Annotated in this window: 9 protein-coding genes; 4 read left to right on the forward strand and 5 right to left on the reverse strand. The window is 64.1% G+C overall.

Annotated features, from left to right (window positions below):
- Positions 1-53 precede the first annotated feature (53 nt).
- Positions 54-2,723: a TonB-dependent receptor gene (locus tag GEV01_RS11050; protein WP_235914330.1), complete on the reverse strand. Its 2,670-nt coding sequence runs from the start codon at positions 2,721-2,723 to the stop codon at positions 54-56.
- A 99-nt stretch (positions 2,724-2,822) separates the two neighbouring features.
- A complete protein-coding gene (locus GEV01_RS11055) occupies positions 2,823-4,049 on the reverse strand; it encodes an RICIN domain-containing protein (protein ID WP_152804276.1) in 1,227 nt (408 codons plus the stop codon).
- 291 nt (positions 4,050-4,340) lie between these two features.
- Here GEV01_RS11055 and GEV01_RS11060 point away from each other — a divergent pair, with 291 nt between their 5' ends.
- A complete protein-coding gene (locus tag GEV01_RS11060; protein ID WP_152804278.1) occupies positions 4,341-5,207 on the forward strand; it encodes an AraC family transcriptional regulator in 867 nt (288 codons plus the stop codon).
- On the opposite strand, the gene GEV01_RS11065 is transcribed toward GEV01_RS11060, so the two are convergent.
- Positions 5,208-6,200, reverse strand: a complete 993-nt coding sequence (locus tag GEV01_RS11065; RefSeq protein ID WP_235914331.1) for a glucokinase — start codon at positions 6,198-6,200, stop codon at positions 5,208-5,210.
- Between the two features lie 238 nt (positions 6,201-6,438).
- Between GEV01_RS11065 and GEV01_RS11070 the strand changes: the two genes are divergently transcribed.
- From GEV01_RS11070 to GEV01_RS11080, 3 genes are all read left to right on the forward strand, one after another.
- A complete protein-coding gene (locus GEV01_RS11070; protein WP_152805607.1) occupies positions 6,439-7,419 on the forward strand; it encodes a LacI family DNA-binding transcriptional regulator in 981 nt (326 codons plus the stop codon).
- A gap of 126 nt (positions 7,420-7,545) precedes the next feature.
- Complete coding sequence (gene sodB, locus GEV01_RS11075) at positions 7,546-8,124, forward strand: superoxide dismutase [Fe] (protein WP_008446326.1); 579 nt, start codon at positions 7,546-7,548, stop codon at positions 8,122-8,124.
- 119 nt (positions 8,125-8,243) lie between these two features.
- The gene (locus GEV01_RS11080) at positions 8,244-11,186 is read left to right on the forward strand and encodes a polysaccharide lyase family 8 super-sandwich domain-containing protein (RefSeq protein ID WP_235914332.1); all 2,943 of its coding nucleotides are present in this window, start codon (positions 8,244-8,246) and stop codon (positions 11,184-11,186) included.
- Here GEV01_RS11080 and GEV01_RS11085 read toward each other — a convergent pair.
- Both GEV01_RS11085 and GEV01_RS11090 read right to left on the reverse strand, forming a co-directional pair.
- Positions 11,183-12,280, reverse strand: coding sequence for an ABC transporter ATP-binding protein (locus GEV01_RS11085; protein WP_152804284.1), 1,098 nt, complete (start codon positions 12,278-12,280; stop codon positions 11,183-11,185). The genes GEV01_RS11080 and GEV01_RS11085 overlap by 4 nt on opposite strands.
- Positions 12,281-12,301: 21 nt before the next feature.
- Complete coding sequence (locus tag GEV01_RS11090; protein ID WP_152804286.1) at positions 12,302-14,365, reverse strand: phosphocholine-specific phospholipase C; 2,064 nt, start codon at positions 14,363-14,365, stop codon at positions 12,302-12,304.
- Positions 14,366-14,379: the final 14 nt, after the last annotated feature.

The following is a 14,379-nucleotide window of genomic DNA, read 5'->3' on the forward strand; positions in this document are numbered from 1 at the left end:
TGTCTCCTTATGTATGCGAACGGCGGCATCCGCAGACGCCGCCGTGCACCGCTTTAGTAGTTGATACCGGCCCGCACGCCGACGGTACGCGGTTCGATATAACCGGCCTGCATCTGGCCACCCGTCGCCGCGCCGCCCCAGGTTTTGGCCCAGGTATCGGTCACGTTGCGCACATAGCCTTCCACATACCACTTGTCTTCAGGGCTGGTCAGCTTGAGCGAGACGTCGCCCTTGGCATAGCCCTTCTGCGACAGGCCGATATGCGGATCGTCGAAGTTCAGCAGGTCGAAGTAGATCTTGCTCTGGTAGCGCATGCCGCCCCAGGCCACCAGCTTGTAGCCGCTGTCGAGCACAAAGTCCTGCGACATGTTCAGGCCGAAGGTGTACTTCGGCGCGTTCGGCAGCGTGTTGCCTTCGAGGTTGCGCGCGCGGCGGCCGCGCAGGCGCGCTTCCGGCCCGCTATACACCTCGGGGCATTTCGACACCGAGTTGAACTCCACCCGCTCGGCGCACAAGTAGCTGTCGTTGTAGGAATCGTAGTCGTGGATGGTCGGCTTGATGTAGCTGGCGAAACCGCCTACTTTCGCGCCGCTCCAAGGCTTGTAGTCCCACTCGATTTCCAGGCCCGGGATATTCACCTTGGCCACGTTGACCGTCTGCCAGCCGTGCTGGATGTCGCAGGCCGGATCGGTGGTGCATGGGCTCTTCGGTATCACCTGGGCGAAGAAGTTATCGCCGGTGATCTGCATGTCCTTGTAGCGCTGGAAGAAGGCCACCACCGACAGGCCCAGACGGTTCTGCAGCAGCTTGGCCTTGTAACCCAGCTCGAAGTTGATGACGGTCTCCGGGCCATACGGCGTGTACGAGATATTCGGCGATGGTCCGTTCACGCACTGCATGCCGCCACACAGATCGTGCTTGTCGCCGAAGCCGCCGGATTTATAACCGGTCGACACAGAACCGTAGGCCATCTCCTGCGCGTTGATCTGTTTGTTCAAGCCCAGGCGCCAGGTGAATTTGCGCCAGCTGTCGGCGTGGTCGTTCGGCGTTGGATCGCCGAAGCCGAGCAAGGCTTGCGGGCCGTTGTTCGGGCCCATGGCCGTGGTCAGGTCATTGCCGTTGTGCGGACGCCAGCCCGGCGAGCCTGGCACGCCGGGGTTGTACAGCCCCAGATAGTAGGCATTGGGGAAGCCGCCGCCCCAGCTGCCGCCGCCGTAGTTCAAGCCGCCCTGGTCGGACTTGCTGTCGCGGCTGAAGCGGCCGCCGACCGTGCCGGTCCACGTCGGCGCGAAGGTCCAATCGGCTTGTGCGAAGGCGGCCTTGGCGTCGATCTCGCGATCCGGCTGCGCGTAGTACTGCGCGATCGGCGCACCGTAAGGGCCGTAGACCAGGTTCTCCTGCGAGAAGTTGATCTGGTTTTTCTCGTGCATCCAGAACAGGCCGGCCACGTATTTGAAGGCGCCGAAGCTCTGCTTCAATTGCAGCTCGTTGACGGTGGACTTGTAGCGCGAATCATGGGTGCGGGTGGCGCTGTCCTTGACCGGCCACGTGCCCCAGTTGCCGCCGGAGCCCAGCGGCAGGCTCACTTCGGTCTGGAACGGCAGCGGATGGAAGCCGTTGTCGTCGTCGTGCACCTGGCTGCGCTGCTGGTCGGCCCAGGCGAAGCCGTAGTCCAGCGTGGTGTTGCCGTTGACGTTCCACGTGGCTTGCGAACGCACGGTGTTGATGGTCATGTCGGTCTGCCCCGGCACGTTGATCAGCACATCCCACTGGCCGCGCGTGCAGGCGTAGCGGGTGCCGGCGCCCTGGTCGCAATCGCGCACGTTGACGTAGCCTGCGCCGTTGTTCTGGAATTTTTCCGCCGTCAGCAGCCATTCCACGTCACGGCCGAACTTCATGCGCGCGGCCAGGCGGCCTGCCCATTCGTCCTGGTTGTTGTAGGCGTGGGCCGCATCGACCTTGCTGTTGTAGCGCTGGTCGACCAGCGGCGTCCCTGGCGGGAACACGGCGCCGAAGCCTTTGTCGCTGTAGCCGGTGAAGTCCTGCAGCTGGTTCAGGCGGCTGTCCTTCTTGACCTTCATGAAGGTGGCGCGCAGGGCCAGCGTATCGTTGACGGCGATATTCTGGATCATGTTCAGCTGCTTCATGTGCAGGCTGCCCATCTCGTACGAGCTGCTGCCGTAGGTGCTGCCGAATTCCGGCTTGGCGGGAATGATGTTGATGCTGCCTGCGGTGGAGTTACGGCCGAACAGCGTGCCCTGCGGACCGCGCAGCACTTCCACCTGCTCCAGGTCGAACATCAGCGCCTGCGCGCCCTGCGGACGCGGCGAGTACAGGCCCGCCACGTGCAGGCCGGCCGACGGATCGCCGATCTCGGTGAAGTTGGTGGCGCTGATGCCGCGTATGGTGATCTGCACCGCCGAGTCGTTAGCCTCGGTCATCTGCACGTTGGGCAGTTCGCCGGAGATGCCCTTGAGAGTGGTGATGCCCTGGCGGGTCAGCTTGTCCTGGGTGAAGGCCGTCACGGCCAGCGGGGTTTTCAGCAGCGAGGTGGCGTAGCGGGTGGCCGTCACCTTCACTTCCGGGATGCCGTCCTTGTCGACATCGGTGCCGACCACTTTAGGTGCGGCCTCGGCGCCGTCCGCCGTCGCTGCATACGCATGGTGTGCCGCCAGGTTGAAGGCGCTGGCTATGGCCAGGCTCATGATGGTTTTCTTGGTCATCGCGTGCAAAATATGTCTCCTGTTTTTATGGATGTAAAAAAACCGGCCCCTGCATCGAGGCCGGCAACTTCGCGGCGGGCGAAGCGATGAACTTGTTTTTTACTGGGCGATCAGCTTGAAGGATTGGGCCGGCGTGCCATTGCAGTCGTAGATCTGCAGCTGCACGCCGTTGGAGGTGGAAGCGGCCGGCACGTCGAGGCACTTGCCGCTGCCGCGGCCGACGAACTTGTAGTAGCCGTCGCCCAGGTCCACCGCCTGCCATTGCTGGTTGCTGCCGCCGCCGTAGGTCCACAGCTGAACCAGCGAGCCGTTGGCCGTGCCCCAGCCCGCGACATCCCAGGCCAGCCCCGGCGCCTGCTGCGTACTGACGCGGTAGTTGCCGCTGTCGGTAGGCGTGAACTTCCACTGCTGGTTGGCGGCGCCCCGGCTGTCGCACGCCCATTGGTGGACCACGGCGCCGTTACTGGTCGAGAAGTCGGCGTCGTCGACGCAGGAGCCGCTGTTCTTGTTGACGACGCTGTACCACTTGTTCGGGTCGATCCCGACCACCGGATCCGTGTGGAACTGCACGTCGAAATCGCCGCTGACGAAGCCGGCGCCGTTGCGCCAGAGTTCGGTGCCCGCTTCCACGTCCAGCAGGTACCAGTTGTTGTCGACCGCCTTGCGGCCGACCGAGTCGCGGAAGAACGGCACCAGGTCGAAGTTGACGGCGTTGACCGGCGAGGTGGCGACGTAGGAGACGATGTTCCAGCGCGGCCAGCCGGACGGGTTATTCCACGCGGTCCACACATCCCAGTTCATGCCGTTGATGTTGACGTTGGCGGTCTTGGTGCCGGCCGGTTGCACCGAGCCGCTGTGGTTAATCCAGATCATGATCTCGGCGCCGTCGGGCTGGCCGCTGGGCGGCGCCACCGGGCCGGACGAGAACCAGATGTCGTAGGCGATGTCCCAGTCGCCGCCGGCGCCTGGCGTGACGCGCCAACGCGACGGCGCGTAGGTGATGGCCTTGGCCTGCAACGGCAGGCCGCTGTCCTTGGTGCACGAGGCCCAGTGGCAGCCCTTGTAGATGGCCGGATAGGCGGCCGGCGTGCTGTCCGGCGATGAAGGCGCATTGCTCACGCTCCACTCGCCGTTGTCCTGGTTGACGTTGACGCATTGCGAGCCGCTGGCCTTGTCGTTCCAGAAGTTGGTGATGACGGTGTAGGTCCCGCCCTTCACCGGGTAGGACGCGTAGCGATCGCAGGTGGATGCGGCCAGGCTGGGTGCGCTGTAGGCCAGCAGGATGGCGGCGGCCAGCGCCAGTTTGGGTGCTGTGGTTGTTGTCATTGCTTAGTCTCCGTATTGGTTTTGTAAGAGATCTCCCTGCGTGCAGTGCCAAACAACAACATTGCACGTAGGTAAAGCATAGTCAGATTGAAAGCCGTCCGCCCGTTCAAACTTGCGCAGCGGCCCGGCCAAAATTGCGCAGCATCCACGTCCCGTCAGTATCTTTTCAGCCACAGCAGATGTAACGGCAGTGGTCTTGCATGAAATATATGCTTTATGATGGAAACGTTTCACTTGTCTTTTTATATTAGCATTTTTTATTATTTGTCAACAAGTAGTACGGAGCACGTCATGCATATGCCATCCCCCACGTCCCGGCCGCTGGAGTACCGGCTCAATCACGTCCTGGACTACATCGATGCGCATCTGGGCCAGAACCTCAATCTCGACTGCCTGGCCGCACTCGCCCATTTGTCGCGCTACCATTTTCTGCGCCGCTTCCAGCAGTGGAGCGCCGAGGCGCCGCATGCCTACGTGCGCCGGCGCCGGCTGGAGACCGGCGCCTCGCAGCTGCTGTACTCGTCCGATTCCATCGCCGCCGTCGCGCAGAACTGCGGCTTCGACACCGCCGACGGCTTCGCCCGCGCCTTCCGCCAGTACTTTGGCCTGTCGCCGTCGCGCTGGCGCGACCGGCAGCGCGACATGGCGGCCGCCAGCAGCGCGGGACCGGTGGCGGGCCAGCATGGGCCGGTGCGGGTGATCCAGCTGCCGACCGCGCGGGTGGCCTACACGCGCCACTTCGGCCCCTACGATGTGGACAGCGCCGCGCAATGGCGGCAGCTCGATATCTGGTGCTGCCAGCATGGTCTGCCGCCGTCGGCGCGCTTCGGCATGGGCCTGGACGATCCCGATATCACGGCGCCGGAGAAGTGCCGCTACGACGTTTGCGTGGAACTGCCGGAGAATTTCGTGGCGCCGGCCGGCATGCCGGTCAAGACCATCGCCGGCGGCATGCATGCGGTGCTGCGCTTTATCGGCCCGCGCGTGTTGAGCAAGGATGCCTGGCACCGGCTGCTGCGCGACGGCGTGCTGTATGGACGCTACAAGGTGGCGGCGCGGCCCTGCTTCGAGCGCTATCCGCCGGACCAGCGCCTGGCCTGCATCGAGGCCCAGGATTGCGAGTTGTGCCTACCGCTGGAGCCGCAGATGGCGCTGTAATCAACCGGCCGACAGCATGGCCGACATGCCGATCAGCGTGGGATATTGTTCGGTGATGACGAAGGTGGGGATGTGCGACAGGTAGTCCGAGAAGCGCCCCTTGTGCTCGAAGCGGGCGCGGAAGCCCGAGCGTTCGAAGAACTCGCTCATCTGCGGCACGATGCGGCCGCCGATGTAGATGCCGCCCTTGGCGCCCAAGGTCAGCGCGACATTGCCGGCCACGGTGCCCAGCATGTCGCAGAAGGCGTCCAGCGTCTCCTCGCACACGGGGCACAGGCGATGCAGGCCGCGCTCCATGATCTGCGAAGTGGTGAGGTTCTGCGGCTCGATGCGCGCGCGTTCGGCCAGCGCGCGGTACACCAGCACGATGCCGATGCCCGACACCAGCCGCTCGCTCGACACGTGCTCGTGATGCCGCCGCGCGTAGCGCAGGATATCGATCTCGCGTTCGTTCATCGGCGCGAAGGTGCTGTGCCCTCCCTCGCTGTCGATGGCGATCCAGCGGTCGCCGGCCGGCACCAGGCCGGACACGCCCAGCCCCGCGTCCGCGCCCACCAGGCCGATGGTGGCGCCGCTGCGCGCCACGCCGCCGCCGATCTGGCGCTTGTGGTCCGGCGCCAGGTAGGGCAAGGCGCTGGCCAGCGCGGTAAAGTCGTTCACCACCACCAGCGATTTCAAACTGAATTGCGAACACACCGCCTCGATCGAGAACGACCAGTGGTGGTTGGTCATCGTCACCCAGTCGCCGTCGATGGGGTTGGCGATGGCGATGCCGGCGAAGCGCGCCTGGTAGCCGCCGGCCGCCACCGTGGACGGCTGCGACAGGTAGGTCACCAGCGCCGCGCCCAGCGTCGGATAGGCCGCGCACTCCGTCACCCAGATCGCCTCGATCTGGTTGGGGGCCGTTTCCAGGCCGAAGCTGGCGCTGGTGCCGCCGATGTCGGCCAGCAGGCGCGGGCCGTTCGTGAGGTGCGAAAAAGATTCGCGTTTCATGGTCTCTTCCTTGTTATTACCGGCGGCTTGATTATATGTCACGTCGTTTATGAAAACGTTTTCAAGCACTGTTTTCATTAAATAACGTATCCCGATGAAAGTCAATGCGGGATCACGGGCTGATTTGGCGGAAAGCCGCAAAATTTATGGTAATCTTCCGGCGAAAAGGTTTTCAGAAATAACTAGAACAGGACACGCCTTGGCAGACACCCCCTACTCCTCCGGCCCATCGACCCTGATGGATGTTGCACGCCAGGCGGGAGTGTCGCCCAGTACCGTGTCGCGCATCCTGAACGGCACCGCCAAGGTGTCGGAAGACAAGCGCCTGGCCGTGCTGGCCGCCATCGACAAGATGAAGTTCGCGCCCAACCAGATGGCGCAGGGCCTGAAAAAAGGCCGTTCGATGACCATCGGCATCGTGGTGCAGGACATCTCCTCCCCCTTCTTCGACGAAACGCTGCGCGGCGTGGACGACGGCTTGAAAGGCACCGGCTACGCCTCGGTGATCGTCAGCGGCCACTGGAACGCGGAAGAGGAAGCCGACCGCATCCGCCTGCTGCTGGCGCGCAAGGTCGACGGCATCATCCTGCTGTCGGGCCGCATGTCGGACCAGACGGTGCTGGGCTTTTCCAGCCAGCGTCCCATCGTCTCCACCGGCCGCGCGCTGCAGACCCGCAACGCCCTGGGCTTCAAGCTGGACAACGAATCGGGCGCCTACATGGCGGTGCACCACCTGATCGAGCTGGGCCACCGCCGCATCGCCTTCATCTCCGGCCCGGCCAACAACATCGACGCCGCCGAGCGCCTGGCCGGCTACACGCGCGCGCTGAACGAGGCGCACATCGAGCTGGACAACGACCTGATCGTCGAAGGCAATTACCACGAGGCCAGCGGCATGCTGGCGATGAACCGGCTGTTCGATACGCACCAGCAATTCACCGCCGTGTTCGCGGCCAACGACCTGAGCGCCTATGGCGCGCGGCTGGCGCTGTACCGCAAGGGCATCCGCGTGCCGGACGACATCTCGCTGGTCGGCTTCGACGATTTACCCGGTTCCTCCTATACCACGCCGCCTCTGACCACCATACGCCAGCCCTTATATGACATCGGCCGCATCGCCACCCAGGCGCTGCTGCGCATCATCAACGGCGAGGAAGCACGGGGAGAAGTGCCGCCGCTGGAGCTGATCGTGCGCGAAACCACGCGGCGCGTGCGCTGAGCGAAGTAGCCACACAGAAAAGCTGCCTTTTCTGCACCGAAGGCTCATCCGCTTTACAATGGCGGACGTTTCGGCAAAAATCACCCTCGATCTTTTAACATCGTCAAACCAACAAAAGGAAGAACAATGGAACATACTCTGCCACCACTGCCATATGCAATCGACGCCCTGGCGCCGCACATCTCGCAAGAAACGCTGGAATACCACTACGGTAAGCATCACCAGACCTACGTTACCAACCTGAACAACCTGATCAAGGGTACCGAGTTCGAAAACCTGTCCCTGGAAGAGATCGTCAAGAAATCGTCCGGCGGCATCTTCAACAACTCCGCCCAGGTATGGAACCACACCTTCTACTGGAACGGCCTGACCCCGAACGGCAAAGGCGCACCAGACGGCGCGCTGGCCGACGCGATCAACGCCAAGTGGGGTTCGTTCGACAAATTCAAGGAAGAGTTCACCAAGTCGTGCGTAGGCAACTTCGGTTCGAGCTGGACCTGGCTGGTGAAAAAAGCCGACGGCTCCCTGGACATCGTCAACACCTCCAACGCCGCCACCCCGCTGACCACCGACGCCAAAGCGCTGCTGACCTGCGACCTGTGGGAGCACGCCTACTACATCGACTACCGCAACGTACGTCCTAAGTATGTAGAGACCTTCTTCAAGCTGGCAAACTGGGACTTCGCTGCCGCGAACTTCGCATGATGTAAACCCGGGGTTGAATCTGATTTGACCCCGGGTGCTTTTTTTTCACGGTCACATGTTAACGTTAACCTATATCGTCACAGTGGAGATGGAGAATGAGAAAAAGCCTGGTTTATCGAATGGGAGTGCTATGCGGTTCGGCCTTGTTGCTGGCCGGTTGCGGCGGTAGCGGCAACGCGGAGGCGCAATCCGCGCCACGCACGGCGGCGCTGCGCATGGGGGCCAACGCCCCCGCCGATGAATACGACACGCTGCGCCTGAAGTGGCTGACGCAGATCACCGGCGGCAGCGCCATCAACACCGCCGACGCCGACATGGCCGCGCAGATCGCCACGCTGACCGCCACCGCGCAATCGAACTGGAACTCGATGACGCCCTCCTCCGGTCGCACCGCACTATGGAGCGACCTTGCCGACTGGAGCGCCTCCTCCACCATCACCGCCAGCTACGGGCGCCTGCGCGTCATGGCCACCGCCTACGCCACCAGCGGCTCCACACTGCAAGGCAATGCCAGCCTGGCCGCCGACATCGTCGCCGCGCTGGACTGGATGGCCGCCAACCGCTACGGCACCGCCAACACCGCATCAGGCAACTGGTGGGACTGGGAGATCGGCTCACCGCAAGCGCTCAACGACCTGATGGTGCTGATGTACGACCAGCTCAGCCCCGCGCAGATCTCCACCTACACCGCCGCCATCGACAAGTTCGTCCCCGATCCAACCAAGCGCACCGGCAGCACGCTGGTCGAAACGGGCGCCAACCGTTTGGACAAGGCCTCCGTGGTTGCCGTGCGCGGTGCGGTCGGCAAGTCCAGCACCAAGCTGGCGCAGGGCCGCGACGCCATCAGCCAGACCTTCCCCTACGTGACCAGCGGCGACGGCTTCTATGCCGACGGTTCCTTCATCCAGCACACCAACGTCGCCTACACCGGCAGCTACGGCCTGGTGATGATAGGCGACATGGCGCGGCTGTTCTACCTGCTCAACGGCTCCACCTGGGCCGTCACCGACGCCAACGCCGGCAACGTCTACACCTGGGCCACGCAGGCCTACAAGCCCTTCGTCTACCAGGGCGCGATGATGGACTCGGTGCGCGGCCGCGCCATCTCACGCGAACCGACCGCGCTCTCGCCCAATAGCGACCACGATGCCGGCCGCTCACTGACGGCCACGCTGGCGCGACTGGCGCAAGGCCTGCCGGCGGCGCAATCGGCGTCGCTGAAGAGCACCATCAAGCACTGGATGCAGCGCGACACCAGCTACGCCAACTACTACGCGGGCCTGGGTCTGTACGACATCGCCAACCTCAAGGCCATCGCCGCCGACAGCAGCGTGACGCCGGAGCCGGAACAAATCCAGACTCACATCTTCGCCAGCATGGACCGCGCGCTGCACAGCTACGCGGGCTACAGCTTCAACCTGAGCATGTTCTCGAACCGGATCTCGTCCTTCGAATACGGCAACGGCGAAAACCTCACTGGCTGGTTCACCGGCACCGGCGCCACCTGGTTGTACAACAACGACCTCACTCAGTTCGGCGGCAACTACTGGCCCACGGTGAACATGCGCCGCCTGCCCGGCATCACCACGGACGGCTCAGGCTCCGGCACGCCGGCCAACTTCGGCAGCTTCCCGAACACGCAGACCTGGGTTGGAGGCTCGGAGATCGACAACCTGCACGCGTCGGCCGGCATGCAGTTCTCGCTGGCCAAAGTCACCGGCAGCACGCTGGCGGGAAAAAAATCGTGGTTCATGTTCGGGAATAAGATCGTCGCGCTGGGTTCGGGCATTTCCAACACCGATGGCCGCGCGGTCGAGACCATCGTCGAGAACCGCAAGCTGAACGCGGCCGGCAGCAATGCGCTGACCATCAACGGCTCGGCGATGCCGGCCACGATGGGCTGGTCCGCCACCACCAGCGGCGTGCAGTGGGCGCATCTGGCGGGATCGGTCAGCGGCAGCGATATCGGCTACTACTTCCCCACCGCCGCCAGCGTCAACGGCCTGCGCGAGACCCGCACCGGCAGCTGGCAGGCGATCAACACCGGACAGTCCAACACCCAGGTCAGCAACCGCTTCCTCAGCCTCGCGCTGTCGCATGGGGCCGGGCCGACGAATGCGTCGTATGCCTACGTGCTGCTGCCCAACCTGACGGCAGCGGAGACGGCCAGCTATGCCGCCTCACCCACCGTGACGGTGCTGGAGAATTCAACCGAGGCCCACGCGGTCAAGGACAGCGCTTACGGCGTGGTCGGCGTCAACTTCTGGAATGACACGAGCAAGACGGTGTCCGATGGCGCGGCGGCCTACATCACCAGCAACCGCAAGGCCTCCGTCACGGCGATCGAGGCGCAGAACGAGCTGCATATCGGCGTTTCCGATCCTACGCAGAAGAACACCGGCACCATCAACCTGGAGATCCAGCGCGCCGCATGGCAGGTGATTTCGGCGGACGCCAACGTCACCGTGACGCAAATGAGCCCTACCATCAAGCTTTCCATCAACGTCAACGGCGCGGCAGGCAAAAGCTTCGTGGCCCGGTTAGCGTTGGCGCAGAACCAAACGCTGACTGCGGCGGCCGATGCCTACGTGATCAACGGCGCATCCGCCGCCAACAACTACGGTTCCGCCAATGTGCTGGTGACGAAGAACGACGGTGTCGGCTACTTCCGGCAATCGTATCTGCGCTTCGACCTGTCGTCGATAACGGGCACGGTGTCGAACGCCCGCGTGATGATGACGCCGACCAGCCTTGGCGCGGTAGCCGGCATGGCGAATCAGGTCCAACTGGTGCCGGCCAATACGTGGGGTGAGAGTACGCTCAACTGGAGCAACCAGCCTGCCGCCGCCACCCTGCTGGGCAGCTGGACGCTGGGCGCGGCCGGCACGCCGGTGTGGCTGGATATCACGGCGCAGGTCAACAGCGCGCTGACCGGGGACAAGCTGTTGTCGCTGCTGGTGTCGTCGCCGACCAACTACGGCGCGGACGGTTGGGTCAACTACGGATCGCGTGAAAACACCAACGCGGCTTACCGGCCCGCGCTGGTGATTACAACGCACTAGTCCAAACTGATATTGGCTTCGCTCTCCGCATCGAACAAATGGATGCGGGAGCAATCCACCACCAGCGCCAACGCCTGGCCGGCACGAATGTCCACATTGCCGGCCAGGCGCGCAACGATGTTCTGCGCCCCCACCTGCACGGTGACGATGGTCTCGGCGCCGAGCGGCTCCACCACCTCCGCCACGCCGCGCAACACCGCGCCGTTGTCCGCCACCGCGCCAGGCTGCAACAGGCTGAGTATCTCCGGCCGCAGTCCCAGGCTGACAGGCTGCCCTTCGTGGCCGGACACTCGCTGCGCCATGTCGGTCGGCAGCGTCAAGGCATAGCCCTCGCCACCCACCACGCCGCCGAGCACATGGCCGTCCAGGAAGCTCATCGCCGGCGAGCCGATAAAGCTGCCGACGAATTTATTGGCCGGCCGCTCATACAACGCCATCGGACTGGCGACCTGCTGGATCTCGCCGCCCTTCATCACGACGATACGGTCGCCCATCGTCATCGCCTCGACCTGGTCGTGCGTGACGTAGACGGTGGTGACGCCCAGCTTGCGGTGCAGCCGCGCGATCGACGCCCGCATCTCCACGCGCAGCTTGGCGTCGAGGTTGGACAGCGGCTCGTCCATCAGGAAGGCCTGCGGCTTGCGCACGATGGCGCGGCCCAGCGCCACGCGCTGCCGCTGGCCTCCAGACAGCTCCTTCGGCCGGCGCTCCAGCAACGGCTCCAGGTGCAGCATCTTCGCCGCCTCGTCGACGCGCTCGTTGATCTGCGCCTTCGGTACGCCATCCAGCTTGAGCGCGAAGCCCATGTTCTGCCGCACCGTCATGTGCGGGTACAGCGCATAGCTCTGGAAGACCATCGCGATGTCGCGCTCCTTGGGCTGCAAATCGTTGACGACGCGGCCACCGATTTGCAGGTTGCCGTCCGAGATGTCCTCCAGGCCCGCGATCATGCGCAGCGTGGTCGACTTACCGCAGCCCGACGGGCCGACAAACACGACGAACTCTCCATCCTCAATGTGCAGGTTGAAGTCCTTCACGGCATGGAAGCCGTTGTCATAGAATTTACGTACATGCTGCAAACTGATTGCTGCCATGATGTTTTCCTTGTGTGCTGGTCAGACGCCGCCCATGGCGGGATCGCTGACGCCATGGGCGCCTGTTTCCAGCCGTCCGGCGTAGCGCCGTACAAAATCGCCGCAGGTGGCGCTGAAGTCGTACCAATAGTGCTGGTTGGCGATCTCCTGCCGCCACAGATAGGAACCGCCGTTCGCCTGCAAGATGATGGTCTTGGGCGGCAGCATGCGGTAAGCATTGAGCTCCAGCGTGACGCTACACGGCGTAGCACCGTCATTGCGCAACGCCAGCCACAGATTGCCTTCGCGGCTATCCGCCTCCGCCGACAGGCCCGTGGTGGCAGCGGTCAGGTTGCCGGCCAGGCGGCGGTGGAAACCGTTCGGACCAAGTATCCACAGGTCGTAGCGGCCCTGGTCCTTGGCATCCGGCTGCCAGACATCGTCCAGCTGCTTGCCCGCTTCGACGGTGTAGCGGCGCGGCAGGCGATCCAGATGCAGTTGGTCGTAGACGTGGAACACCGCACCGGCGCTGCCGCTGTTGACGAAGCTCAGCGCCACCACATCGCGTCCGACGACACCGCCTGCGGCCAGCCGCACTTCGGCGCGCACATTCAGCTTGTACGGCAGCGCGCGCGACGGCCGCGTGCCGCCCGCCTGCACAGGCAGCGACTGCGCATCGGCCGCCGGCACTTCGATGCCGCGCTGGCGGCGCTGCTCGGCGCGCAGATCGTCGACCCACTCCTTGCTGCGTGGGTCCAGCTCCGGCGGACGCGCATCGGGCGAGGCGAAATCGAAGCAGCTGGTCAAGTCGCCGCAAACGGCGCGGCGCCATGGGGCGATATTGGTGTCTCGTACACCGAAGCGGCGCTCCAGGAACTGCAGCACGGAGGTGTGGTCGAACACCTGCGAGTTGACCCAGCCGCCTTTGCTCCACGGCGAAATCACCAGCATCGGCACGCGTGGACCCAGGCCGTAAATGCGGCCGTCGCTGTGGCACTCGTCGTTGAACGGCAGCGTGGATTTGCCGGCACGTGTGCCGTCGCGGTTCAGCGCCGGCGCGGCCGGCGGTGGAGCGTGGTCGAAGAAGGCGTCGTTTTCGTCGTACATATGGAGGAACACGGTCTTGCTCCAGACTTCGGGATTCGACGTCAGCGCCTCCAGCACCTGCTGCGTGTACCAGCCGCCCTGGATCGGCGTCGATGGTCCCGGATGTTCGCAGTACATGCGCGGTGCGACGATCCACGATACCTGCGGCAGACGCCCCGCCTGCACGTCGTCCTTCAGTCCCTGCACGGACACGCCTTTAAGCGTGGAGCTCAAGCCCTTCTCCAGCAGCACGCCACGGCCATCCGTGTACTGCTGGCGATACTGGCGGAACAGCACGAGCGGGTTGTTGTCGTAGTTGTCGGCCATGTCCTGATAGACCTTCCAGCTGACGCCCGCCTCCTCCAGCCGCTCCGCGTACGTGACCCAGGTGAAGCCATCCTCCGCCGGACCCAGGCCGTCCTTGGTGTTGTCGATGGCGGGGCCGCCGCACAGCGACGCCGGATCGTTGGTGCCGCTGAACAGGAACAGTCGATTCGGATTGGTGCCGCCCTGAAGCGAGCAGTGATAGGCGTCGCATACCGTGAAGGCCTGCGCCAGCGCGAACTGGAACGGCAGCTCCTGCTCGCCGTAGTAAGCCATCGACGCATCGGTCTTGGCGCGCGGCCAGAAGCGCATGCGGCCTCCGTCCCAGGCTTCCTGCGCATCCGGCCAGGTGTGCGGCAGGTCCAGCGCGCACTGGGCGTTGCCGGCCTGCTGGTCCAGGCGGTACGGCAGCACCGTGCGGCGGCCGTTGAACTGCTGCCAGATGTTGCGGTTGCCCTGCACCGGGATTGTGAACCGGTCGCCGAAGCCGCGCACGCCGTTCATCGTGCCGAAATAGTGGTCGAAGGAGCGGTTCTCCTGCATCAGTATCACCACGTGCTGCACGTCCTCGATGCTGCCCTTGACGCTGTGCGCCGGCACCGCCAGCGCCTCGCGTATCGACAGCGGCAGGCTGGCATACACGCTGCCTGCTATCGCGGACCGCAGGAACCCGCGGCGACCAGTTTTCAGCTTCATCTATTCTCTCTCCT

The sequence above is a fragment of the Rugamonas rivuli genome, from assembly GCF_009380165.1.
Classification (GTDB): domain Bacteria; phylum Pseudomonadota; class Gammaproteobacteria; order Burkholderiales; family Burkholderiaceae_D; genus Rugamonas; species Rugamonas rivuli.

Coding starts and splice junctions, on each gene's coding strand:
- GEV01_RS11050 (WP_235914330.1), bottom strand. CDS start 2,723: ATGACCAAGAAAACCATCATGAGCCTGGCCATAGCCAGCGCCTTCAAC.
- GEV01_RS11055 (WP_152804276.1), bottom strand. CDS start 4,049: ATGACAACAACCACAGCACCCAAACTGGCGCTGGCCGCCGCCATCCTG.
- GEV01_RS11060 (WP_152804278.1), top strand. CDS start 4,341: ATGCATATGCCATCCCCCACGTCCCGGCCGCTGGAGTACCGGCTCAAT.
- GEV01_RS11065 (WP_235914331.1), bottom strand. CDS start 6,200: ATGAAACGCGAATCTTTTTCGCACCTCACGAACGGCCCGCGCCTGCTG.
- GEV01_RS11070 (WP_152805607.1), top strand. CDS start 6,439: ATGGATGTTGCACGCCAGGCGGGAGTGTCGCCCAGTACCGTGTCGCGC.
- sodB (WP_008446326.1), top strand. CDS start 7,546: ATGGAACATACTCTGCCACCACTGCCATATGCAATCGACGCCCTGGCG.
- GEV01_RS11080 (WP_235914332.1), top strand. CDS start 8,244: ATGGGAGTGCTATGCGGTTCGGCCTTGTTGCTGGCCGGTTGCGGCGGT.
- GEV01_RS11085 (WP_152804284.1), bottom strand. CDS start 12,280: ATGGCAGCAATCAGTTTGCAGCATGTACGTAAATTCTATGACAACGGC.
- GEV01_RS11090 (WP_152804286.1), bottom strand. CDS start 14,365: ATGAAGCTGAAAACTGGTCGCCGCGGGTTCCTGCGGTCCGCGATAGCA.